Annotated in this window: 24 protein-coding genes; 15 read left to right on the forward strand and 9 right to left on the reverse strand. The window is 65.6% G+C overall.

Annotated elements, in window-relative coordinates:
• Positions 1-56: 56 nt before the first annotated feature.
• On the reverse strand, positions 57-518 hold the full coding sequence (locus RXV90_RS17415; protein WP_316650178.1) for a nucleoside deaminase: 462 nt from the start codon (positions 516-518) through the stop codon (positions 57-59).
• An 89-nt stretch (positions 519-607) separates the two neighbouring features.
• On the opposite strand from RXV90_RS17415, the gene RXV90_RS17420 reads away from it, so the two are divergent.
• The 8 genes from RXV90_RS17420 to RXV90_RS17455 all read left to right on the forward strand — a co-directional run bounded on the left by RXV90_RS17420 (position 608) and on the right by RXV90_RS17455 (position 7505).
• Positions 608-1432, forward strand: coding sequence for a pseudouridine synthase (locus RXV90_RS17420; RefSeq protein ID WP_316650179.1), 825 nt, complete (start codon positions 608-610; stop codon positions 1430-1432).
• A 96-nt stretch (positions 1433-1528) separates the two neighbouring features.
• Positions 1529-1729, forward strand: a complete 201-nt coding sequence (locus tag RXV90_RS17425) for a hypothetical protein (protein WP_316650180.1) — start codon at positions 1529-1531, stop codon at positions 1727-1729.
• Positions 1729-2604: a 5-bromo-4-chloroindolyl phosphate hydrolysis family protein gene (locus RXV90_RS17430; RefSeq protein ID WP_316650181.1), complete on the forward strand. Its 876-nt coding sequence runs from the start codon at positions 1729-1731 to the stop codon at positions 2602-2604. Before RXV90_RS17425 ends, RXV90_RS17430 begins: the two co-directional genes overlap by 1 nt.
• A 35-nt stretch (positions 2605-2639) precedes the next feature.
• Complete coding sequence (locus RXV90_RS17435; protein WP_316650182.1) at positions 2640-3836, forward strand: toxic anion resistance protein; 1197 nt, start codon at positions 2640-2642, stop codon at positions 3834-3836.
• The gene (locus tag RXV90_RS17440) at positions 3833-4777 is read left to right on the forward strand and encodes a DUF2927 domain-containing protein (RefSeq protein ID WP_316650183.1); all 945 of its coding nucleotides are present in this window, start codon (positions 3833-3835) and stop codon (positions 4775-4777) included. The genes RXV90_RS17435 and RXV90_RS17440 overlap by 4 nt, the downstream gene beginning before the upstream one ends.
• A gap of 22 nt (positions 4778-4799) precedes the next feature.
• Positions 4800-5897: an SPFH domain-containing protein gene (locus tag RXV90_RS17445; RefSeq protein WP_316650184.1), complete on the forward strand. Its 1098-nt coding sequence runs from the start codon at positions 4800-4802 to the stop codon at positions 5895-5897.
• A gap of 5 nt (positions 5898-5902) precedes the next feature.
• Positions 5903-6409: a cytochrome b gene (locus RXV90_RS17450; protein WP_316650186.1), complete on the forward strand. Its 507-nt coding sequence runs from the start codon at positions 5903-5905 to the stop codon at positions 6407-6409.
• Complete coding sequence (locus RXV90_RS17455; RefSeq protein ID WP_316650187.1) at positions 6402-7505, forward strand: TFIIB-type zinc finger domain-containing protein; 1104 nt, start codon at positions 6402-6404, stop codon at positions 7503-7505. The genes RXV90_RS17450 and RXV90_RS17455 overlap by 8 nt, the downstream gene beginning before the upstream one ends.
• A gap of 6 nt (positions 7506-7511) precedes the next feature.
• Here the strand turns inward: RXV90_RS17455 and RXV90_RS17460 are convergent, their stop codons facing one another.
• Positions 7512-7928 carry an Hsp20/alpha crystallin family protein gene (locus tag RXV90_RS17460; protein WP_316650188.1) on the reverse strand — a complete coding sequence of 139 codons (417 nt, stop codon included), beginning with the start codon at positions 7926-7928 and terminating at the stop codon, positions 7512-7514.
• Between the two features lie 109 nt (positions 7929-8037).
• Between RXV90_RS17460 and RXV90_RS17465 the strand changes: the two genes are divergently transcribed.
• The gene (locus tag RXV90_RS17465) at positions 8038-8961 is read left to right on the forward strand and encodes a carbohydrate kinase family protein (RefSeq protein WP_316650189.1); all 924 of its coding nucleotides are present in this window, start codon (positions 8038-8040) and stop codon (positions 8959-8961) included.
• The gene (gene dtd / locus RXV90_RS17470; protein ID WP_316650190.1) at positions 8958-9395 is read left to right on the forward strand and encodes a D-aminoacyl-tRNA deacylase; all 438 of its coding nucleotides are present in this window, start codon (positions 8958-8960) and stop codon (positions 9393-9395) included. The genes RXV90_RS17465 and dtd overlap by 4 nt, the downstream gene beginning before the upstream one ends.
• A 21-nt stretch (positions 9396-9416) precedes the next feature.
• Here dtd and RXV90_RS17475 read toward each other — a convergent pair whose 3' ends face one another.
• The 3 genes from RXV90_RS17475 to RXV90_RS17485 all read right to left on the reverse strand — a co-directional run bounded on the left by RXV90_RS17475 (position 9417) and on the right by RXV90_RS17485 (position 12336).
• Positions 9417-10211 (reverse strand): ATP-binding cassette domain-containing protein, encoded by a 795-nt coding sequence (locus RXV90_RS17475; protein WP_316650191.1) that lies wholly within the window; start codon positions 10209-10211, stop codon positions 9417-9419.
• A gap of 1 nt (position 10212) precedes the next feature.
• Positions 10213-11325, reverse strand: a complete 1113-nt coding sequence (locus tag RXV90_RS17480) for an ABC transporter permease (protein ID WP_316650193.1) — start codon at positions 11323-11325, stop codon at positions 10213-10215.
• Positions 11326-11397: 72 nt separating this feature from the next.
• Positions 11398-12336 carry a sugar ABC transporter substrate-binding protein gene (locus RXV90_RS17485; RefSeq protein WP_316650194.1) on the reverse strand — a complete coding sequence of 313 codons (939 nt, stop codon included), beginning with the start codon at positions 12334-12336 and terminating at the stop codon, positions 11398-11400.
• A gap of 171 nt (positions 12337-12507) precedes the next feature.
• On the opposite strand from RXV90_RS17485, the gene RXV90_RS17490 reads away from it, so the two are divergent.
• Positions 12508-13506 (forward strand): LacI family DNA-binding transcriptional regulator, encoded by a 999-nt coding sequence (locus RXV90_RS17490; protein ID WP_316650195.1) that lies wholly within the window; start codon positions 12508-12510, stop codon positions 13504-13506.
• 83 nt (positions 13507-13589) lie between these two features.
• Here the strand turns inward: RXV90_RS17490 and RXV90_RS17495 are convergent, their stop codons facing one another.
• From RXV90_RS17495 to RXV90_RS17505, 3 genes are read right to left on the reverse strand one after another with little or no spacing between them, the layout of a single operon-like run.
• Entirely contained in the window at positions 13590-14747 is a 1158-nt protein-coding gene (locus RXV90_RS17495) for a Gfo/Idh/MocA family protein (protein WP_316650196.1), read from the reverse strand.
• A gap of 13 nt (positions 14748-14760) precedes the next feature.
• On the reverse strand, positions 14761-15654 hold the full coding sequence (locus RXV90_RS17500) for a TIM barrel protein (RefSeq protein WP_316650197.1): 894 nt from the start codon (positions 15652-15654) through the stop codon (positions 14761-14763).
• 1 nt (position 15655) lies between these two features.
• Entirely contained in the window at positions 15656-16759 is a 1104-nt protein-coding gene (locus RXV90_RS17505) for a Gfo/Idh/MocA family protein (RefSeq protein WP_316650228.1), read from the reverse strand.
• Positions 16760-16873: 114 nt separating this feature from the next.
• Here RXV90_RS17505 and iolD point away from each other — a divergent pair, with 114 nt between their 5' ends.
• The 4 genes from iolD to RXV90_RS17525 are packed head-to-tail and all read left to right on the forward strand — an operon-like array spanning position 16874 to position 21420.
• On the forward strand, positions 16874-18739 hold the full coding sequence (iolD, locus tag RXV90_RS17510; RefSeq protein WP_316650199.1) for a 3D-(3,5/4)-trihydroxycyclohexane-1,2-dione acylhydrolase (decyclizing): 1866 nt from the start codon (positions 16874-16876) through the stop codon (positions 18737-18739).
• Positions 18739-19731 (forward strand): 5-dehydro-2-deoxygluconokinase, encoded by a 993-nt coding sequence (gene iolC, locus RXV90_RS17515; RefSeq protein ID WP_316650200.1) that lies wholly within the window; start codon positions 18739-18741, stop codon positions 19729-19731. The genes iolD and iolC overlap by 1 nt, the downstream gene beginning before the upstream one ends.
• Positions 19732-19747: 16 nt before the next feature.
• Positions 19748-20590 carry a 5-deoxy-glucuronate isomerase gene (locus RXV90_RS17520; protein ID WP_316650201.1) on the forward strand — a complete coding sequence of 281 codons (843 nt, stop codon included), beginning with the start codon at positions 19748-19750 and terminating at the stop codon, positions 20588-20590.
• Complete coding sequence (locus RXV90_RS17525) at positions 20587-21420, forward strand: class II fructose-bisphosphate aldolase (RefSeq protein WP_316650202.1); 834 nt, start codon at positions 20587-20589, stop codon at positions 21418-21420. The genes RXV90_RS17520 and RXV90_RS17525 overlap by 4 nt, the downstream gene beginning before the upstream one ends.
• Before the next feature lie 31 nt (positions 21421-21451).
• On the opposite strand, the gene RXV90_RS17530 is transcribed toward RXV90_RS17525, so the two are convergent.
• Entirely contained in the window at positions 21452-22630 is a 1179-nt protein-coding gene (locus RXV90_RS17530) for a phytanoyl-CoA dioxygenase family protein (protein WP_316650203.1), read from the reverse strand.
• Between the last annotated feature and the right edge of the window lies 1 nt (position 22631).

Genomic DNA, 22631 nt, shown 5'->3' on the forward strand with positions numbered 1-22631 from the left:
GATCGAGGCCCGAAGGCAAGATTTTGATGAAGATCGGGGCGGCCTTCGGGCCGTCCCTATTCGCCGGACGCGCGACGCCTTGCGAAAAATGTCTTCAGAAGATCCGCCGCGTCCCCTGCCCCGATCCCGTCGATCACTTCCGGCACGTGATGCGTCTGGGAGTGGGTGAAGACCCGCGCCCCGTGCGCCACACCGCCGGATTTCGGATCCTCCGCCCCGTAGACCAGCCGCGCGATCCGTGCCGCGGCGATCGCGGCGGCGCACATGGCGCAAGGTTCGAGCGTGACGTAAAGCGCATGTCCCGGCAGCCGCTCCGACCCGGCCGCCGCGCAGGCGGCGCGCAGGGCCAGGATCTCGGCATGGGCCGTCGGATCGCTCAGTTCCCGCGTGCGGTTGCCATCCGCCGCCACGATCCGCCCGTCCGGTGCGACGACGACGGCCCCCACCGGAACTTCGCCGCGCTTTGCGGCAGCCTCGGCCTCTTGCAGCGCGCGGCCCATATGATCCTGAAACGCCATTGGCCCGACATCGCCTCTCTGCCCCCTGCCCGTCAAGCATCGCACCGGTTCCGCTTCACAGGCCGCACCGAAGCGGTTATGTGCGCCCCATGGCCGATACCACCCCCAAACCGCCCCCGGGTGACCGCATCGCAAAGGTTCTGGCCCGCGCCGGCATCGCCTCGCGCCGGGAAGCCGAGCGCATGATCGCCGAGGGCCGCGTGACGGTGAACGGCGCCCCGATCGACAGCCCGGCCCTGAATGTCGGGCCGAAAGACAAGATCACGGTGGACGGCAAACCGGTGGGCACACCGGAGCCGCCGCGGCTTTGGCTCTACCACAAGCCCCAGGGCCGGGTGACGACGACGCAGGACGAAAAGGGCCGGCCCACGATTTTCGACGACCTGCCGGCGGAGATGCCGCGCGTGGTGAGTGTCGGTCGGCTCGACCTCAATTCCGAGGGCCTGCTTCTTCTGACGAATGACGGGGGGATCAAGCGCCGGCTTGAACTGCCCTCGACCGGATGGGTGCGGAAATACCGGGTGCGGGTGAACGGCACGCCGGATGACGACACTTTCGCGCCGCTGCGCGCGGGCCTGACGGTGGACGGCGAACGCTTTCAGCCGATGCAGGTGACGCTCGACCGGCAGCAAGGCGCGAATGCCTGGGTGACCGTCGCGCTGCGCGAGGGCAAGAACCGCGAGATCCGGCGCGCGATGGAAGCGGTCGGACTCAAGGTGAACCGGCTGATCCGGATCAGCTATGGCCCGTTCCGCCTGGGCGATCTCGCCGCCGGCGCGGTGTCCGAGGTCGCGCCGCGGATTCTTGCCGACCAACTCGGGATGGAGCGCCCGAAACCGAAGGGCCCGGTACGGGGAAAATCCGGCCAGGGCGCCCCGCGAAAGCCGAAAAACCATCCGAAGCCAAAGCGTTAGGCCGTGTTTCCGGGTGTTCCCCGCAGGGCGTGTGCCCTGTGGTGGCGCGGCTGGGATTGGCCTATATGTTAAAGTGATGGTGACGGTGGAGACATCATGCAGCGACTAGCCCTCGCAGTCATTCTCGTCGCGGTCCTGGTCGTTGCGGCTGTCGTCGTGCTGGCCGGGCTGCGGCGCGTCCTTCAGGGCCCCGACGCGGCCCAGGTGCCTGCGCATCGCGCGACGGGCGTGCAGAAGACGGCCTTCGCGCTTCTTGTGGCGCTTGTCCTTTACGTTGCCTTCCAGGGGGCGGGCTGATGGCCCAGCGCTATGGCGGGAAATACAGCCCCGGCGCGGCAGGCACGGGCGCCTCGCGGCCCGAAACCGGCGCCGGCCCGACCCGCATGGGCGCGCGGGTGAATTTTCTTTTCGTCCTCCCGTTCGTCTTTGCGATCGCCGCCTTCTGGCGCGAGCCTGTCGGGCTTGCTTTTGGGCTTGCGGCTTTCGCGACGCTGATGCTCGCGGCCTGGCTGACGCGCGAAGGCATCCGGGCCGAAGACGCCTACCACGCCAAGAAGGCCGCACGGCGGCCGGCGATCCCGCGTAAGCTGTTCGCCAGCGCGCTTACCGGCGCCGGGCTGTTTCTGGCCGGGTTCTCGCCCGAGGGCAGCCTCGTCAACCCGATCATCTATGCCGTCCTGGGCACAGCGCTTCACGCCTTCGCCTTCGGGCCCGATCCGATGACGGACAAGCTTTCCGAAGAGATCGACCTGCACCAGTCCGACCGAGTCGCCAAGGTGGTGGACGAGGCCGGCCGCCACCTCGACGACATGCGCGCGGCGATCCGGCCCCTGGGCCTGCGCCAGTTGACCGACCGGGTCGACCGGTTCGCGGAAACGGCGCGCGAGATGGCGCGGACCGTCGAAAACGACCCCCGCGATCTGACGAGCGCGCGCAAGTACCTCGGCGTCTACCTTCTGGGCGCGCGGGATGCCGCCCGGAAATTCGCTGAGATCTGGTCGCGCAAACCCGACGAGGAGGCACGCGCGCGCTTCGAGGGCCTGCTTGACGATCTCGAACGCAGCTTTGCCGCCAAGACGGGCAGGATGCTGCTGGACGACCGGACAGACCTCGATATCGAGATCGACGTCCTGCGCGAACGTCTTGAACGTGACGGCATTCGCGCCGAATAGATAGACCCAGGGAACCCGGAAAAGGGAGAATGTAAATGAGCACACAGACTGTCAGGGAAAAGGCCGCCGAAGCCGGCGCGATCGTCCAGGAAGTGACCGCGGTAACGCTGCCCGAACCCCAGCAGGAGGTCGTGCCCTTTTCCAGCGCCGAGGCCCCCGTCGCCGCCGAGATCGAAAAGCGCATCGACGAACTGGATATGACGAACACCCAGTCGATCGTGATGTTCGGCTCGTCGGCCCAGGCCGAACTTCAGGAAATCTCGCAATCCATGCTGCAGGATGTGCGCAACAAGGATGTGGGGCCCGCCGGCGACTCCTTGCGCGAGATCGTATCGACGATCCGGGGTTTTTCCGTCTCGGAACTCGATGTGCGCCGGAAGCGAAGCTGGTGGGAATGGCTGACCGGCAAGGCCGCGCCCATGGCGAAGTTCGCCGCGCGCTTCGAAGAGGTTCAGGGCCAGATCGACAAGATCACCGACAACCTCCTGAGCCACGAGCACAAGCTTCTGAAGGACATCAAGTCGCTCGACGTCCTTTATGACAAGACGCTTGGCTTCTACGACGAACTCGCGCTCTACATCGCGGCGGGGGAAGAAAAGCTCAACCGGCTCGACACGAACGACATTCCCCACAAGGAAACCGAGGTGGAGGCCGCGCCGGAAGAACAGGCCGTCATGAAAGCGCAGGAACTGCGCGACCTGCGCGCCGCCCGCGATGACCTGGAGCGCCGGGTGCATGACCTGAAGCTCACGCGCCAGGTGACGATGCAGTCGCTCCCCTCGATCCGGCTGGTGCAGGAGAACGACAAGTCGCTGGTGACGAAGATCAACTCGACCCTCGTGAACACCGTGCCTCTCTGGGAAACCCAGCTTGCGCAGGCGGTGACGATCCAGCGTTCCGGCGAGGCCGCCGTGGCGGTGCGCGAGGCCAATGACCTGACGAACGAGCTTCTGACCGCGAATGCCAAGAACCTGCGCGAAGCCAACCGCACGGTGCGCGAGGAAATGGAGCGCGGCGTCTTCGACATCGAGGCCGTGAAGGCGGCCAATGCCGAATTGATCGCCACGATCGAGGAAAGCCTTGCCATCGCCGACGAAGGCAAGGCAAAGCGGGCGCAGGCGGAAGAGGATCTGCGGCAGATGGAGCATGACCTGAAGGAAACGCTGGCTGCGGCGAAATCCCGGGCCAACAAGGTGGGTGCCAACGCCGGCACCAGCGTGCCCGAAGCGTGAGGGCCGGCACCGGCCTTTTCGCCACGTTCGTGGCAGCGGCGCTTTCGGGCTGCATGGGGTCGACGGTTCCCCCGTCGGGCGCCCTGCAGGATCGCGCTGCACAGCTTCCTTCCCCGCCGGTCGTCGCGTCGCGCGAAAGCCAGCGTATGAAGTACTATTATGGCCGGGTTCAGCAAAGCCTCGTCGCGCAGGGTCTTCTGCGCACCGACGGTGGCGGGCGCGATACGCCCTACACCGCTGCGCAGCTGGCAGAAACGTTCAAGCGGATCGCGCTGTACGAGGAATACACCAATCTCGGCGGTCACATCGTGGCCAAGGCCACGGCCAGCAAGCTGCACCGCTGGGCAGAGCCGATCCGGATGTCGCTGACCTTCGGGGGCGCGATCCCGCCCGAGCAGGAGGCGAAGGACCGTCAGGCGGTAATGTCCTATGCCAGCCGCCTTTCACGGGTGACGGATCATCCCGTGCGGATGGTGGGCGCTGGCGGCAATCCGAACTTCCACGTCTTCATCGTCGACGAGGATGCCCGCCGCGAACTGGGCCCCGAGCTTCGCCGCATCATCCCGACCATCGACAAGGCGGCGGTGAACACCGTGGTGAACCTGCCCCGGTCGAGCTATTGCCTCGTCATCGGCTATGATCCTGAAGACGACGGCACCTATCGCACCGCCGTCGCCGTGATCCGGGCCGAACATCCCGATCTTCTCCGCCTCTCCTGCATCCACGAAGAACTGGCGCAGGGCATGGGGTTGTCGAATGACAGCCCGCTCGCCCGACCCTCCGTCTTCAACGATGACGAGGAATTCGCATTGCTGACCCGGATGGACGAAGAGCTTCTGGCAATGCTCTACGATCCGCGGCTGAAGCCAGGGATGGATGCGGAAGAAGCCGAACCCATCGTCCGCCAGATCGCGGCGGAACGGATGGGCGGCGAAACTTGACGACCTGACAGGGAGACAGCCCATGGGCATCTTCGATTTCCTTTCCGGCGAATTCATCGACGTCATCCACTGGGTGGACGACACGCGCGACACGATGGTCTGGCGCTTCGAGCGCGAGGGGCATGCCATCAAGTACGGCGCGAAACTGACAGTGCGGGAGGGTCAGGCGGCCGTCTTCGTTCACGAAGGCCAACTGGCGGACGTGTTCACCCCCGGTCTCTATTTCCTCGAGACCAACAACATGCCGATCCTGACGACGCTTCAGCATTGGGATCACGGGTTCCGCTCGCCCTTCAAATCCGAAATCTACTTCGTCAACACGACGCGGTTCACGGATCTGAAATGGGGCACGAAGAACCCGATCATCCTGCGCGACCCGGAATTCGGGCCAACGCGGCTGCGGGCCTTCGGCACCTATGCGGTGAAAGTCGCGGATCCCGCCAAGTTCCTTCTCGAAATCGTCGGCACGGACGGCGAATTCACGATGGATGAGATCAGCTATCAGATCCGCAACATCATCGTACAGGAATTCAGCCGCGTGATCGCCGGCGCGGGCATTCCGGTGCTCGACATGGCCGCGAACACCAAGGATCTGGGGCGGATCGTGGCCGAGGCGATTTCGGCCAACATCGCCGAATACGGGCTGTCGATCCCCGAATTCTATATCGAGAACATCTCTCTCCCACCCGCCGTGGAAGAAGCGCTCGACAAGCGGACCTCGATGGGCGTGGTGGGCGATCTGAACCGGTACACGCAATACGCCACCGCCGAGGCGCTCGCCAAGGGCGGCGCGGCCTCCGACGGGATGGGCGCGGGGCTTGGCGCCGGGCTCGGCATGGCGATCGGCACGCAGATGGCGCAGCGCGGGCCCTGGGGGGCCGGAGCGGCCGCGCCGCCGCCGCCCCCGCCACCGGTGGAGCATGTCTGGCATATCGCCGAAAACGGTGAGACGTCGGGCCCGTTCTCGAAAGCGAAACTCGGGCGCATGGCCAGCGAGGGCAAGCTCACCCGCGAAACCTATGTCTGGACGCCGAGCCAGGATGGCTGGATGCGCGCCGAGGACGTGGCCGAGCTCGCCCAACTCTTCACGGTGCTGCCCCCGCCCCCGCCCGGGGCCTGAGCCCGATGGCCGGCTCGCGCACGGGATATTCCGGTCTGCAGATCGCGCTGCACTGGCTGATCGCGGTCTTGATCGTCATCGCCTATTTCACCGGCGACGACATGGACGATGCCCTGCGCGCGCGCATCCAGTCGGGTGCCACCGGGATCGAGGGCAACACGCTTCATGTATGGATCGGCGGCACGATCTTCACGCTGGTGCTGATCCGCATCGTCGTGCGGCTTGCCTCCGGCGCGCCGGGCCCCGTCGCGGGCACGCCGCCCGCGCTGGCGGCTGCGGCGCTTTGGGGCCACCGCCTTCTCTATGTCCTGATGGTCGCCGCGCCCGCGCTTGGGGCCACGACCTGGTATCTCGGGATCCGGGATCTCGGTGAGGTTCACGAACTCGCCGCGAATGCCCTTATGCTCGTCGCGCTTGGTCATGCCGTCGCCGCCCTCTGGCACCAATACGTCCTGAAGGACGGAACGCTGACGCGCATGACCCGCAAGGCGCTGCCCGGCACAGATGGCTGACGCACCGCCGTTTCCCGCCCCGGCCGCAGAGGAGCACCGCTTTCCCTGCGACACCTGCGGGTCAGACCTGCGCTATCTTCCGGAAACCGGGCGGCTTCACTGCGACCATTGCGGGAATGAAGAGGAGATTTCCGCCCTCGCCCCCTGGCAAGGCACGATCGTCGAGCTTGATTTCCGGGATGCCATAGCCGAGCGCCTGCCGGAGCAGGAGATCGAGGAAACCCGGGTTCTGACCTGTCCCAATTGCGGGGCGCAGGTCGAATTCAGCGAAGAGGTTCACGCAAAGGAATGCCCGTTCTGCGCGACACCGGTGGTGACGGATACAGGCGTTCACCGGCACATCAAGCCAAAGGGCCTTCTGCCCTTCGCGCTGGATGAAGGCGACGCGCGAAAGGCGATGACGGATTGGCTGGGTTCCCTGTGGTTCGCGCCAAACGGGCTTCAGGCCTATGCGCGGAAGGGCCGCCGCCTGTCGGGCATCTATGTGCCCTACTGGACGTTCGATGCCGACACCGCTTCCCAGTACCACGGCGAACGGGGCACCGTCCATTACACGGGCAAGGGCAAGGACCGGAAGATGCATGTGCGCTGGCGCCGGGTTTCGGGCCGCGTGGCGCGGTTTTTCGACGACGTCCTGGTCCTTGCCTCGCGCTCGCTGCCGAAACGCTTCACCGATGGGCTGGAGCCCTGGAATCTGGCCGCGCTGGAGCCGTACCAGCCCGAGTTCATCGCGGGCTTTCGGGCCGAGGGATACCAGATCGAACTTCCCGATGCCTATGTCGCCGCGCGGGAGCATATGGATCGGGTGATCCGCCGCGATGTGGTCTTCGACATCGGCGGTGACCGGCAGCGCATCCACCACATCGAAACGACGGTCAGGGACGTGACGTTCAAGCACATCCTTCTGCCCGTCTGGATGGCCGCCTACCGCTACCGCGGGAAAACCTACCGTTTCGTGGTGAACGGCCGCACCGGGCGCGTTCAGGGCGAGCGGCCGTGGTCCGCCTGGAAGATCGCCTTTGCGGTCGTGCTCGGGCTGATCGTGGCGGCGCTTTTCGGCTATTTCTACGCCCTGAACGAGACCGGGCAGTTCTGAATCCGTTCAGCCCCGCGCGATCTTCACTTTCGCGGTCTCGGGCGCCTGCTGGCTGCGTTTCGCGATCGAAACGGTCAGCACGCCATCCTTCAACTCGGCACTGACGCCCTTCGGATCGGCATCGGGCGGCAGGCGGAACGACCGGCTGAAACTGCCGTACTGACGTTCGCAGAAGAACCATGTATCTCCCGATTCCTCGCGCTCGGTCTTCTTTTCGCCCTTGAGCGTCACGACGCCGTCCTCGACGCTGAGATCGATGTCTTCCTCCGCGACCCCCGGCAATTCCACGCTGATCGTGTAATGCTTGTCGTTGCCCGAAGCTTCCGCCGCCGGGGCGATCCATTCCGCCAGTCGCGCGCCCATATGGCGCAGCGGATCGTAAAGTGACGGCCAGAACCCGGATGTATGGGATTTCTCTACCATCTCGACACCTCTTGAGATGAATGGTTGAAAGGCCCTGCAAGACTATCGCGGCACGGGCGGGTCGTTCTTGACAGCCGTCAATCTGCCGATCGAAGGGAGCCTAGAACCGATGATACTGAACGCTGGCGAAGCCCTGATCGACATGCTGCCGCGGGAAACGGCGGACGGTGAAACCGCTTTCGCGCCCTATGCCGGCGGCTCGGTCTTCAATACGGCAATCGCGCTTGGGCGGCTGGGGGCGCCCTCGGGCTTTTTCAGCGGGCTGTCGACCGACCTATTCGGCAGCGTTCTGGAAGAGGCGCTTGCGACCTCCAAGGTCGATGCGGGCCTTGCGCACCGGTCCGACCGCCCGACGACGCTGGCCTTCGTCACGCTAACCGACGGCCAGGCGCGCTATGCGTTCTATGACGAGAACACCGCCGGGCGGATGCTGACGCCCGCGGATCTGCCGGATCTGCCGGAAAGCGTGACGGCCTGCTTCTTCGGAGGCATCTCGCTGATGGTGGAGCCCTGCGCCACGGCCTATGCCGCGCTTCTGGAACGCGAGGCAGGGCGGCGGGTGATAATGCTCGACCCGAACATCCGGCCGTCCTTCATCAGGGACGAAGCGGCCTACCGCGCCCGCATCCTGCGCCTGATCGGCCTCGCCGATATCGTGAAGCTGTCCGACGAGGATCTTGCCTGGCTCGAAGGCGATGGCGACATCGACGCGGCGGCGGGGCAGATCCTTGCCCGGGGGCCGAAGCTCGTCTGCATCACCGAAGGTGCGAAGGGCGCGCGCGGGGTCACGGCCTCGGGCAGCACCTTCGTCGCCTCGAGCCCCGTGAAAGTGGCCGATACGGTTGGCGCGGGCGATACGTTCAACGCGGGCGTCCTCGCCGCACTTCATGCCGCCGGCGCGCTGACGAAGCCCGCGCTTGATGCGTTGGACGAAACGACCATTGCCGACGCCCTGTCGCTTGGCGCGCGGGCGGCGGCGGTGACGGTCAGCCGCGCCGGGGCAAACCCGCCCTGGGCCGAGGAACTGGCGTGAGGGCCCTTGTCCAGCGGGTGAGCGAGGCGCGCGTCACTGTCTCTGGCGCGGTGATCGGTGAAATCGGGCCCGGGCTCATGATCCTCGTCTGCGCCATGGCGGGCGATGGAGAGGCGGAGGCGGAAAAGCTTGCCGCCAAGATCGCGAAACTCCGGATCTTCCGCGACGACGAGGGCCGGATGAACCGATCCGTCACCGATGTGAAGGGCGCGGCCCTCGTGGTCAGCCAGTTCACGCTGGCCGCCGACACCTCGCGCGGGAACCGCCCCGGCTTTTCCGATGCCGCATCGCCCGAGGAGGGCGAACGGCTTTATGAACATTTCGCCGCCGCCCTTCAGGCACAAGGCATCCCGATCGCAACGGGGCGTTTCGGGGCCGATATGGCCGTGTCGCTGGTGAATGACGGGCCGGTCACGATCTGGATGGAGACCTGATCCGGCCCGCGATGTGTGCCGTCAGACGGTGCCGCCCAGGCTGCCTTCCAGCGTCGCAAGTTCCTGGCCACCAGCCATCATGTCCTGCAGCTCGTCCGGCGTGATCTGCCCGCGCTGCGCGGTGCCGAGCGTCTTGCCCCGGTTCAGCACCGTGAACCGGTCGCCCACCGCCAGCGCATGCCGCACGTTGTGGGTGATGAAGACGACCGCGATATCCTGCTTCCTGACCTTGTCGATGGTCGCCAAAACGTTCGAGGTTTGCCGCACGCCCAGGGCCGAGGTCGGCTCGTCGAGGATCAGAACCTTCGCCCCGAAATGCACCGCCCGCGCAATGGCCACCGTCTGGCGTTCCCCGCCCGACAGCGTGCCCACCGCCTGGTCCGGCCCGCGCAGGTTGATGCCCATCTTGCGCATCTCCTCCATCGTCACGCGGTTGGCATACTCGTGATCGAAGAAACTCAGCCCCGCGATTTTCTTCACCGGCTCGTTGCCCATGAAGAAGTTCCGGCTGACGCTCATCAGCGGGATCATGGCGAGATGCTGGTGCACCGTGGCGATCCCCGCCGCAATGGCGTCCCGCGGATCGTTGAAGTGCATCGGCTTGTCTTCGAAAAAGATCTCGCCCTTCGTCGGCTTGTGCACCCCCGACATCGTCTTGATGAAGGTGGATTTGCCCGCGCCGTTATCGCCCAGAAGGCAGTGGCATTCGCCGGGGTAGACATCGACCGACACGCCGGCGAGCGCGATCACGCTGCCGAAATGCTTTTCGATGTTCTTCATCCGGATGATCGGTTCGTGGGTGGTTCGCGTGTTCATCTCAGCGCTCCCCGGTGATGATGCGGCGGATGTAGGTGTTCAGGATCACGGCGGCGAGAAGGATCACGCCCAGGAAGACCCGGAAGAGCGAGCTTTCGACGCCTGCGAAGAACAACCCCTGTTGCACGACCCCGAAGATCAGCGCGCCAAGCGCCGCCCCCAGAACCGAGCCATAGCCGCCGGTCAGAAGCGCGCCGCCGATCACCACCGCGATGATCGCCTCGAACTCCTTCAGAAGGCCCCGATCGGCGCCGGCGGATCCGAACTCCATCACCTGACAAACCGCCAGAACGGTTGCACAGAATGCGGTCATGACGAACATCAGGATCTTCACCTTGCTCACCGGCACACCCGAGTTCCGCGCCGCTTCAGGATCGCCGCCGGAGGCGAAGATCCAGTTGCCGAACCGCGTACGGGTCAGAAGGATGTGACCAAAAATGATGAGCGCAACTGCCCAGATGACAAGCATCGGGATGCCGTCGACCACCGGCTGCCCTTCGCGCGATCCGCGTTCGAACACCTCGATGATCCCGGCATCGCCCATCCACTGGAACAGGCCCTGCCCGATCTTCCCGCCGAATATGGGGGCAAGCCAGTCGCCCTCGGCCGCATCGCGAATGCCGCCGATGATCGTCTTCCGCTCGATCGTCTGGGGGATGTAGATGGTGAAACCGCGCAGGATGAAGAGGAACGCGAGCGTCACGATGAAGCTTGGCAGGCCGGTCTTCACCACGATCCAGCCGTTCAGCCCGCCGAGTGCGCAGCAGATCGCGAAAGTGATGAGAATGGCGATCCACATCGGCCAGCCCAGCACCACGCCGAACACCGCGATCATCATGCCGGCAAAGCCGATCATCGAACCCACGGACAGGTCGAACTCTCCCGCGATCATGAGAAGACAGGCACCCACCGCGATGATCATGAACTGCGCCGAAACGAGCGACCAGTTCAGCACGCCCTGAGCGGCGAACATGCCGCTGTCGAAGGCGAAAAGAGCAAACAGTGTAAAGACCGCAACCGTGCCGACGATGCCGCCCAGTTCAGGCCGGATCAGCGCCTTACGCAGCGAAGAAATTTCCTTAACTCTTTCGTCAAGAGATGCCGTATCCGCCATGTTCCCTCCTCCTGGCCGTACGTCGGATACAAATCGGGCGGTCAAATCCGACCGCCCGCCTTGAGTTTTGTCTTAGCGGTATTCGCCCGCAAACTCCTCGACCTTGGCGAGACCGTCCTTGGTCACGAAGCCGGGGCCGGAGTTGATGTTGTTGCCCGGCAGCACGCCATATCGATCCCAGTTGGCGAGGATCACGACGGGCATGTAGGCCTGCAGGAACGGCTGCTGGTCGATGCCCCAGTTGATGATGTCTGCCTTGATCGCCTTCACGATCTCTTCGCCAAGGTCGAAGGTGCCGAAGTGGATGTCGCCGGCCATGCCGTTTTCCTGAAGCGCGGCGATGGTCGGGTCGGCCGAGACGGGGCCGAGCGTCAGGATCCCGTCAACGTCGGGGTTGGCCGAAAGATAGGCCATGACCTTGTTCTTGATTTCCGCGGGGTCCGTTCCGGAATCCATCATCGCGTCGCCCAGGTCGATTCCGAGCCCGTCGGCATAGCCGCGGCAGCGCTCGCCCACGGTGGGCTGCTGGATCGCGTGGTTCACGCAAAGGAACTTCGTCACGCCTTCACCCTTGGCACGCAGACCGGCGGCGAAGCCGGCATCGTATTCGGGCTGGCCCACATACATCAGAGCGCCGACTTCACGCGCCTGTTCGGGCGTGCCGGTGTTCATGATGATGACATCGATGCCCTGATCGACGGCATCCCGGATCGGACCGGCCAGAACGTCAAAGTCGGCGAGTGTCGTGATGATGCCGTCGGGGCCGGAGGCCGCCGCCTGCTCGATGATGCGCGCCATGTCGGCGATATCGCCGGTCGGCGGGTTGCGGTACTCGACCTCGGCGCCCACCTGCTCGCCCGCAAGCGCGATGCCGTTCTTGATCGTGTTCCACCACGTGTCGCTGTCGGGCGCGTGGCTGACGAGCACATAGCGCTCGCCTTCGGCCAGGGCCATGAGCGGCGCCGTGGCAACCAAGGTCGCAACGGCCATCGTTTTCAGGATTGTCTTCATTCTCGTCCTCCCAGTTCTGCGGTGAGTGTCCGCGGATCGATCCAGGGGGCGGTTCCCCGCCTCTACCCGAGTCGGAGCAAAGCACAGGTCAATCATTTTTGCAACCGGTTGCAAAAATGATTGACAAAGCCGGGGCAGAGCGTCTGTCATATCCCGATCAGGGAGGGGTTCATGGCCGTCACTTTGAAGGATGTCGCAGAGCGGGCGGGCGTGTCACGCTCCGCCGTGTCGCGCACCTTCACCGAAGGCGCATCGGTCTCGCTCAAGACGCGGCGGAAGGTGGAGCGCGCGGCGGCCGAGCTTGGCTATCACCCGAACGCGCTCGCCTCCTCGCTGACCACGGGGCGCACGAAGTTGATCGGGCTGATCTCGAACAACTTCCACAACCCGATCTTCCTCGAAGTCTTCGACCGGTTCACCCGCGGGCTGCAGGACCGGGGGCTGCGGCCGCTTCTGGTGAACCTCACCGACGAAACCGATCCGGAAAACTCCGTCCGCCTGCTCAGGCAGTATTCCGTCGATGGGGTGATCGTCGCCTCGTCGACCCTGTCGCCCGCCTTCGCCCGCGCCTTCCGCGACGCGGGCATGCCCGTCGTCCATTCCTTCGGGCGGTTCGCAAGCGCCCCTGAAGTGCATGTCGTCGGGATCGATAACATCGCCTGCGGCCGGATGGCGGCGGAAACGCTGATCGCCCGCGGCTATACCCGCGTGGCCTTCCTCGGCGGCCCCGAAAGCGCGACCTCGACGCAGGACCGTTTCAGGGGCTTCACGGAGGTGGTGGCGGCGCATCCGGAGATCGAGGCGAGCCACAGTTTCGCCAGTGCCTATTCCTTCGATGCGGGCCGGGTCGAGATGACGAAGCAGCTGATGACGGACCGGGCGGAGGCCTATTTCTGCGGCGACGACGTTCTGTCGATCGGGGCGCTGAGTGCGGTGCAATCGGCGGGCCTGTCCTGCCCCGGGGATGTCGGGATCATCGGGCTGAACGACATGGAGATGGCGCGGTGGGAGAACATCGCGCTGACCACGATCCGGCAGCCCATTCCGGAGATCGTGGAGAGCTCCATCGATCTTGTGGTGGCGATGCTGACGGATCCCGGGAGGATACCGGAGACACGGCTTTTCGGGTGCCGGATCGTGGAGCGCGAGACGCTGCGCCCTCTGCCTTAAGTGGTTCGACGCGCCTTGCGGCGCGCCGACCGGTTGGGGGCGCTGCCCCCAAACCCCCGGAGTATTTCCGCCAAAATGAAGGGTTAGCGGAACATGGGCGGACGGGCATCCTGCCAGGCACCGCCGGCCTTTGCCGAGGCCACCGCCGCGTAGACCGCCGCCATGGAGCGCAGCCCGTCGGCCGCCTTTGGATAGGCCGTCGCCGCCGGATCGGCCGCACGCCCGGCCTTCTGGGCGCGGATCGCCTCGGCGAGATCCACATAGATATTCGCAACCGCAAGCGGGAAGCCTTCGGGGCTGCCGATCACCACGCGCGAAAGCCGCGCGGCATCCGCGCTGAGCCCGGCCTCGCCCTTCTCGATGATCTCGGTCCGTCCGCCGAGGCGCTGGTAGCGCAGCTGATTGGGCTGTTCCTGCGCCCAGAAAAGCCCGCCCGTTTCGCCGTAAATCTGGATATCGAGCCCGTGCTGGCGCCCGATCGCCACCGTCGATGTCCAGAGCCGCCCGACGGTGCCCGCTGCCATGCGGAAGTTCACCATCGCATCGTCTTCCAGCTCGCGCCCCGCGACGGTGGAGGCGAAATCGGCGGACAGCGTTTCCACCTCGTCGCCGAGGATGAAACTTGCCAGGTGCAGCGCGTGAATGCCGCAATCGGCCATCTGACCCGACACCCCGGCCTGCGCGGGATCATAGCGCCAGCGAACGCGCGGATTGTCCTGGTCGGCGGCATCGGCGTGATGGCCATGGCTGAAATTCGCGACGACAAGGCGGATCCTGCCCAGCGCCCCGTCGGCCACCATCCGGCGCATATGGCGCACCATCGGATAAGCCGAATAGCAGTAGTTCACCGCGCAGATCCGGCCCGAGGCCTCGGCCACGCGCACGATCTCCTCGCCCTCTTCGACGGTCATCGTCATGGGCTTTTCGCAAAGCACGTTGAAGCCCGCTTCGAGGAATGCCTTCGTGATCTCGAAATGCGTGGCGTTCGGCGTCGCGACGGTGACAAGGTCGACGCGGTCGTCCCGCGCGCGTTCGCCCGCGAGCATCTCCTGCCAGTCGCCATAGGCCCGGTCGGGCGCGATGCCAAGGCTTTCGGCATAGGCGCGGCCCTTGTCGGCGTTCACGTCAAGGGCCCCGGCGGCAAAGGCGAAATGCCCGTCGGCCTGCGCGCCCAGACGGTGCGCCGGGCCGATCTGGCTGCCCTCGCCACCGCCGACCATGCCCCAGTTCAGTTTTGCCATAGCGCGTGTTCCTTCAGAAACCGATGGAGGCCAGGTAGGCCCGGTTGATCTTGGCGTCCCGCAGGGGATCGGTATCGGGCAGCGTCGGGTCGCAATCCTGCTCGACCGTGCACCAGCCGTCGAAGCCCGCGTCGAGCAGGATCTGGCGCACCCGCGGGAAATCGACATCGCCGTCGCCGAGGTTGCAGAAGATGCCCTGCCCGCAGGCCTCGTAGAAGCCGGTGCCCTTCGCGATCACATCGGCCTTCACGGCCGGATCGATATCCTTGAAATGCATGTAGGAGATCCGATCCATGTGGCGTTCCATGAACGCCACGGGATCGAAACCCGCATAGGAGTGGTGGCCGGTGTCGAAGCAGATCTTCAGGATGCTGTCATCGACCTCGTCCAGAAGCCTCTCAAGCTCCGGCTCGAAATCCATGAACCCCGCCGCATGGGCGTGGATGCCGACGGTCAGGCCGTATTCCTCGGCCCCCATCTTCGCCACATGGGCGATGCGGTCGCGATAGGCCGCCCATTCTGCGGCATCCATCTGTTCGGCGGCATCGGCCCGGCCCGCCGTCGGCGCACGGCGCGGCGAGATCGAATCGATCAGCACGAGATGCTGCGCGCCATGGGCCGTCAGCGCCTTGCAGGTGCGCACCGACCCGTCCAGCACATCCTCCCACTGGCCGGGATCGTGGAACGGGCGGAACACCACGCCACCGATCAGCGTCAGCCCGTATTCGTCAAGCGCTTCGGCCACCTGCGGTGGATCTTCCGGCATGAAACCGACGGGGCCAAGCTCGATCCCCCCATAACCGGCCTCGGCATTCTCGCGCAGCACGTCGCGCCAGTCGGGGTTGCGCGGATCGCCCGCGAATTCGACGCCCCAGGAGCAGGGCGCATTGCCGATTCTGATGGTCATCTCAGACCTCCTTGACCTGTTCCCAGGTGCGTGATGCGTGGGCGCGGCGCGCCGCCGCCACCACTTCCGAAACGGCAAGACCGTCGCGGAACGTGGGCCAGCGGCTTTCGCCCGCAGTGATGGCCTCGAGGAAATCCTTGGCCTCGATGATGATCTGGTCCTGGTATCCGGTGCCATGGCCCGGGCCCTGGCAGAACGGCAGGTAGTCGGGGTGCTCGGGCCCGGTCAGGATCTTGCGGAAGCCGCGCTGACCTTCGGGGTCGTCGGTGCGGTAGAGCCACAGCGCGTTCTGATCTTCCTGGTCGAAGCGGATCGCCCCCTTCGTTCCGGTGATCTCGTAGGCATAGCCCATCTTCCGCCCGTTCGCGATACGCGAGGCGAAGATGTGCCCCATGGCCCCGCTGGCGAAGCGGCACATGATCTGGGCCTGGTCGTCATTCGTCACACGCTCTCCGCCACGAGTGTCGTGGACGGTTTCGATCTCTGCCGAAACGCGTTCGATCGGCCCCATGAGCGCCAGCGCCGCGTTTATGATATGCGGCGCGAGATCGCCCATGCAGCCGTTGGCATCCCCGTGGCTGCGCCAGGAGGCCGGGCCGGTGGGATCGCCGAAGAAATCTTCCGTATGCTCGGCCCGGAACCAGGTGACCTGGCCGATCGCGCCTTCGGCCAGCAACTGGCGGGCAAAGCGCGAGGCGGGCGTGCGGATGTAGTTGAAGCCGATCATGTTCACGACGCCCGCGGCCTCTGCCCCGTCCGTCATAGCGCGGGCATCCTCGATGCTTGCGCCCAGGGGCTTTTCGCAGAAGACGGGTTTGCCAAGGGCGAAGGCCGCTTCGGCGATGGCGCGATGGGTGCCCTGCGGCGAGGCGATCACCACGGCCTCGACGCGCGGATCGGCCACCAGTTCCGCCCAGTCGCGGGCGGCGCGGGCGAACCCATAGGCCGCGCGGTAGCGTTCGGAGCTTTCGGGAGAGGAGCCCGCAATCATCTCGAGCCGGGGGCGCAGTGCGGTGTCGAACACCGCCCCGACGGCGGCCATCGCGACGGAGTGGGCCTTGCCCATGTAGCCGCCCCCAACGATGCCGATCCCGATCTCCGCCATTGGCATCACCCCCAGATTCGTATTGCAACCGGTTGCAATTTGCGTATCTTCAAACGGCGGTCATGGTCAATGACCAATCGTCCGGAAGAGACAGGGCACGAGGGAGGACACGGCATGTCCGGTGAAACCATTCGGCTGACCACAGCACAGGCCATCGTGCGTTACCTGGCAGCGCAGTTCATCGAGATCGATGGCGAAAAGGTTCGGATCTGCGGCGGCGGCTTCGGCATTTTCGGACATGGGAACGTCACCTGCCTTGGCGAGGCACTTTACGGTTTCCAGAATGAACTTCCGCTCTACCGGGGCCAGAACGAGCAAAGCATGGGCTTCGCGGCGGCGGCCTATGCGAAGTATCACCTGCGCCGGCGCTTCATGTTCTGCACCGCCTCAGCAGGGCCCGGCACCGCGAACCTCCTGACGGCGGCGGCGCTTGCCCATGCGAACCGCCTGCCGATGCTGATGCTTTGCGGCGATACCTTCCTGACCCGCCTGCCCGACCCGGTGCTGCAGCAGATCGAGCATTACGGGAACCCCGCCTTCGGCCTGAACGACGGGTTCAAGGCGGTCAGCCGGTACTGGGACAGGATCACCCACCCCGCCCAGGTCATCCAGTCGCTGCCGGCCGCCCTTGCCACCATGCTCGACCCGGCCGATTGCGGCCCGGCCTTCTTCGCGCTGCATCAGGACGTGCAGGGGTGGAGCTATGATTACCCGGTCTCGTTCTTCGAAGAGCGCATCCATCGCATCCGGCGGCAGGCGCCTGATCCGGCCGAGATCGCAGAGGCCGCCGAGCGGCTGAAGAAAGCCAAGCGCCCGGTGATCATCGCGGGCGGCGGCGTTCAGTATTCCGGCGCGGTCGCGGAGCTTACGCAGTTCGCCGAGACCCACAACATCCCCGTGATCGAGACGATCGCGGGCCGGGCGAACATGGTTGCCACCCACCCGCTGAACATCGGGCCCGTGGGCGTCACCGGATCGGACAGTGCCAACGCGGTGGCCGAGGCGGCGGACGTGATCTTCTCGGTCGGCTGCCGGCTTCAGGATTTCACGACAGGATCGTGGACGGCGTTTGCGGGCGATGCACAGATCATCTCGCTCAACGCCGCCCGCCACGACGCGGGCAAGCACATGGCGATTCCCGTGGTGGGCGACGCCAAGCTGGGCCTCAAGGCAATCGGCGCGGCGATGAACGGCACAACCGCCCCGCCGGACTGGACGGGCTTCGCCCAGGCCGAAAGGCGGAACTGGGATGCCTATGTGGCCGAAAACGTCCGGCCCGGAAACCGCCCGAATTCCTATGCCCAGGCGATCGGCGTCGTGAACGAACTATGCGGCAAGCGCGACCGCGTGGTGACGGCGGCGGGCGGCCTGCCGGCAGAGGTCACGGCGAACTGGCGCACGCTCGATATCGGCACGGTGGATGTGGAGTTCGGCTTTTCCTGCATGGGGTACGAGATCGCCGGTGGCTGGGGCGCGCGGATCGCCCAATCCGAGAAAGAGCCCGACGCCGACACCATCGTCTTCGTCGGCGACGGCTCCTACCTCCTGATGAATTCCGACATCTATTCCTCTGTTCTGACGCGAAAAAAGCTGATCATCCTCGTTCTCGACAATGGCGGTTTCGCGGTCATCAACAAGCTTCAGAACAACACCGGCAATGAAAGCTTCAACTGCCTCTTCAAGGATTGCCCGACGGTGCCCGAGGCTTTCGGGGTCGATTTCGTAGCCCACGCGGCCTCGATGGGCGCCAATGCCGAATACGCGGCCACGCCCGCCGAGCTTGGCGAGGCGTTTCAGCGCGCCAAGGCCTCCGACAAGACAAGCGTCATCGTGATGCATGTCGACGCCTATGAAGGCTGGACGACCGAAGGCCACACCTGGTGGGAGGTCGGCACGCCCGAAGTGTCGGACAAGCCCAGGGTGCGCGAGGCCCACGAGGAATGGGAAAGCGCCCGCGTCCGGCAGCGCCGGGGGGTCTGATGCCTGGTCTCGACGCGCTGATCGCCGGGATTTCGGCGAACAACACAGTTGTCTTCGGTCGCGCGGGGATGGATTTCTTCGCCGATCCACCCGGCACCCCGGCAGAGGAGGCGCATGTCTTCCGCACCGGCCTTGGCGGTTCGTCGGCGAATATCGCGGCGGGGCTTTGCAAGTTCGGGGGCAAGGCGGCGCTCGTCACCTCCGTCTCCGACGACGCGGTGGGGCGCTTCTGCGTCAACGAACTCCGCCGCTACGGCGTCGACACGCAGTATTGCAGGCCGGTGGGGGGCGAATACCGCACCTCGCTTGCCGTCTACGAATCGAAGATCGAGGATTTCCAGCTTGTGATCTACCGCAACGGTGCGGTCGATTTTCAGGTGACGGAGGCGGACGTGGATCGCGTCGCCTTGGGCGATTACGGCGCGCTTGTCACTGCCGGCACCGTCTTCGCTGCCGAGCCATCCCGCAGCGCCACCTTCCACGCGTTCGACAAGGCGCGCGCGATCGGGCTGCCGATCATCTTCGATATCGACTACCGCCCCTATTCATGGCCATCGCCCGAGGTGGCCTCCGATGTTCTGTCCCGCGCCGGTGCGGCGGCGGACATGATCGTCGGCAATGACGAGGAGTTCGGCTTCATGGCGGGCGGCATCGCCAGAGGCCGGCAAATGGCGGAAGACCTTGCGGGGTCTTCCGCCGGCATCGTCATCTACAAGATGGGTGAGAAAGGCGCGCTGACCTATGCGAATGGTCAGGAGATACACACCGGCGTCTACCCGGTGACCGCGCTCAAGCCCAACGGCGCGGGCGACAGTTTCATGGCCGGGCTTCTGAGCGGGATCACCGAAGGGCTCGACCTGCGTGACGCGATCCTGCGCGGGTCGGCCTGTGCGGCCATCGTCGTATCGCGCCCCGGCTGCGCGCCCTCGATGCCGGATCATGCCGATCTCGCCGCCTTTCTAGATGCTCACCCCGGCCCGACAGCGGCCTGACCTCCGGGAGAACCCGATGCATATTCCGCCCTATGACAACAAGAACCAGCCTATCGTGGATGTGGGCAATGAAGTGGTGCCGCTCAACTACTTCAACATCGTGAAGCTGACCGAAGGGCAAAGCTTCGACTATGCCGTGCCCGGATTCGAGACCTGCATCGTCCCGGCCACCGGCACGGTCGACGTGACCGTGGGCGATTTCTCGGCCACCGACCTCGGCGGTCGCGGCGTTGATGTCTGGGATGGAGAGCCCGAGGGCGTCTATGTGCCGACCGGGGCCAGGGCCACCATCGCCTGCCGGTCGAAGGCCGCGGAAGTCTTCGTGGCCGGTGCGAAATTCGACGAGGTGCTGGAGCCTTTCGCGGTGCGTGCCGACGAACTCGACATCGTGCAATACGGCTCCGACGACACCAAGACCCACCGCAAGATCAAGCACATCCTCGGCCAGAAACAGCATGGCCGCGTCGGGCGGCTTCTGGTGAGCGAGCTTTACACGGTTGGCGCAGGCGGCTGGTCGGGCTTTCCGAGCCATAAGCACGACACCGATCGCCTGCCCGACGAGACGCGCCACGACGAGACCTACAATTTCCGGTTCCGCCCGAATTACGGCTCCGGCGTTCAGATGCTGCAGCGCGAGGATAACGAGCCGGGCGATGCCTATCACATCGTCGACGGCTCCACGATCTGTCTCGACCGGGGCTATCACCCCTGCTGCGTGCTGCCGGGCTACGAGATGTACTATTTCACGATCCTGGGCGGCCTGTCGCAGCGGAGCCTGGTTCAGTATTTCCAGCCGACCCACGCCGAACAGCTCCACACGATCCCGGGCATCATGGACATGGTCGCGAAGTTCAAATGACCCTCGCGACCCTTGCCGAGGTTCTGAAGCCCGCACACCGGCAGGGCTATGCGGTGGCCGGGCTCGTCTGCCTCGGGTGGGAGGACATGCGCGCCTACGCCCATGCGGCCGAGGCCGAGGGCCTGCCGGTCATTCTTCAGGCCGGGCCATCCTGCCGCGCGCATACGCCACTGCCCGTTCTCGGCGCGATGATGCGGAACGTGGCGGACAGCGTGGCGGTGCCCGTCGTCGTTCATCTCGATCACGGTTACACCGCAGAGGAGTGCCGCGCGGCGCTCGACGCCGGCTTCAGTTCGATCATGTTCGACGGCTCGAAACTGCCGCTGGAAGAGAACATCCGCGCAACGGCCGCGATCGCGACGATGGCTCATGCCGCCGGTGTCTCCTGCGAAGGTGAAATCGGCTTCGTGGGATATGCGGCGGGCGAGGCCTCTCGCGGGACCGATCCCGCAGAGGCCGCGCGCTTCGCCGCGGAAAGCGGGGTCGATGCCATGGCGATCTCGGTCGGCAATGTGCACCTGCAACAGGATCAGGAGGGGGGGCTCGATCGCGCCCGGATCGCGGAAATCGAGGCCGCCACGTCCCTGCCCCTCGTGATCCACGGCGGATCGGGCGTGCCCGTGGCGGAGCGGGCAGACCTCGCCCGCACCACCGCAATCTGCAAGTACAACATCGGAACGGAGCTTCGCATGGCCTTCGGGCAGGCCTTGCGCGAGGTGCTGGCGGCAGACCCGGACCGGTTCGACCGGGTTGCGATCCTGAAGGAGGTCGAGCCCCGTCTCGTCGACGCCGCACGCCGGGTGATCCGCGCCATCGGGCCCGCGACCTGACCGACACACAGCCGCGTGGAGGCCCGTCCGGCTATGCGCGCCGCCTCTCCGCCGCCGCCCGGATTTCCGCCACGAAGGCCTCGGCGGATTTCCCCTCTGCCAGCGCCGCGCGCATGATCTGCGCCGGCGAAAGCGGGGCAAGGCTCCCCGGTGCGGGCGGATCGCGATCGAGATTGGTCGGGTAGGCATAACCCTCCGCACTTGCCGCGATCACGTTTTCCCGCGCACGCCCCGAAAGAGCCCTACCGGCCAGAACGGGATAGAGCGCCGCCACCATTGCCTCCCTGTCCACCGTCTCGATCGAGCGCCCGAAAGCCGACCCGACCTGCAAAAGGTTCGCCATGCGGCGGATATCGGGCGACCGGTTCGTCCCCGCCCCGTGCATCAGCGCCGGGTTGAAGAACATCGCGTCCCCCGTCTGAAGCGGAAGCTGCACGTGATGCCGCGCGAAGACCTCCCTGTAGGCCTCGTGATGGAAGGCCACGTATCCTTCGAAGAAGGCCTGCGAATAGGGCAGAAGCATCGTCGGCCCGCTGTCTAGCGGCATATCGCAATGGGCCACCGCGCCCTGCAGGGTCAGAAGCGGGCTCATCGCGTGGCATTGCGCGGGGTAGGACACCGCATCCTCAAGCGTCATGAAGCCGAGGTGATAATCCCGGTGTGGCGTCTGGGCCGCGCCGCCGGGGTTCACCCGGTTGACCTGTGCGGTCAGCTGATAGTTCGGGCCAAGCCACGCCTCCGAGGCCGCGGCGATGGCATCCGAGGCATAGTACGCGGCAAACCCTTCCGGGTCGGCGAGGCAATGCTTTTGCGCGGCATTCCACACCCGGTCATTTGCGCCGGGCTTGGCGAAGTGATCGCCGCCGCCTGCCCCGCTTTCGCGTTCCTCCCCGATCAGCCGCTCGAACAGCAGGGTTGCGCGATCCACCGCCTCGCGGTCCACCGCGTCGCGGATCGCAAGCACGCCGGGCCCGTCGCGAAAGATCCGCGCCCATTCCGCCATGAAGGCCCGCCGCGTCTGCGGCGTCGCGCAGGCCCGGCGCACGGCGGCACCGTCATAGATCGGGATGTTGTGCTCGACCGCCGCCGCCGCGGGCCAGTCCGCGGGATCGGTCCGGCGCGACACGAGGATCGAGAAGTCATCGATACTCCCTGCATCCGGCTCCAGCCAGACCGGGCCGCCGCCCGCGTGATTTCGTGCTCCATCCATG

The sequence above is a fragment of the Ovoidimarina sediminis genome (assembly GCF_032586175.1).
GTDB lineage: Bacteria > Pseudomonadota > Alphaproteobacteria > Rhodobacterales > Rhodobacteraceae > Ovoidimarina > Ovoidimarina sediminis.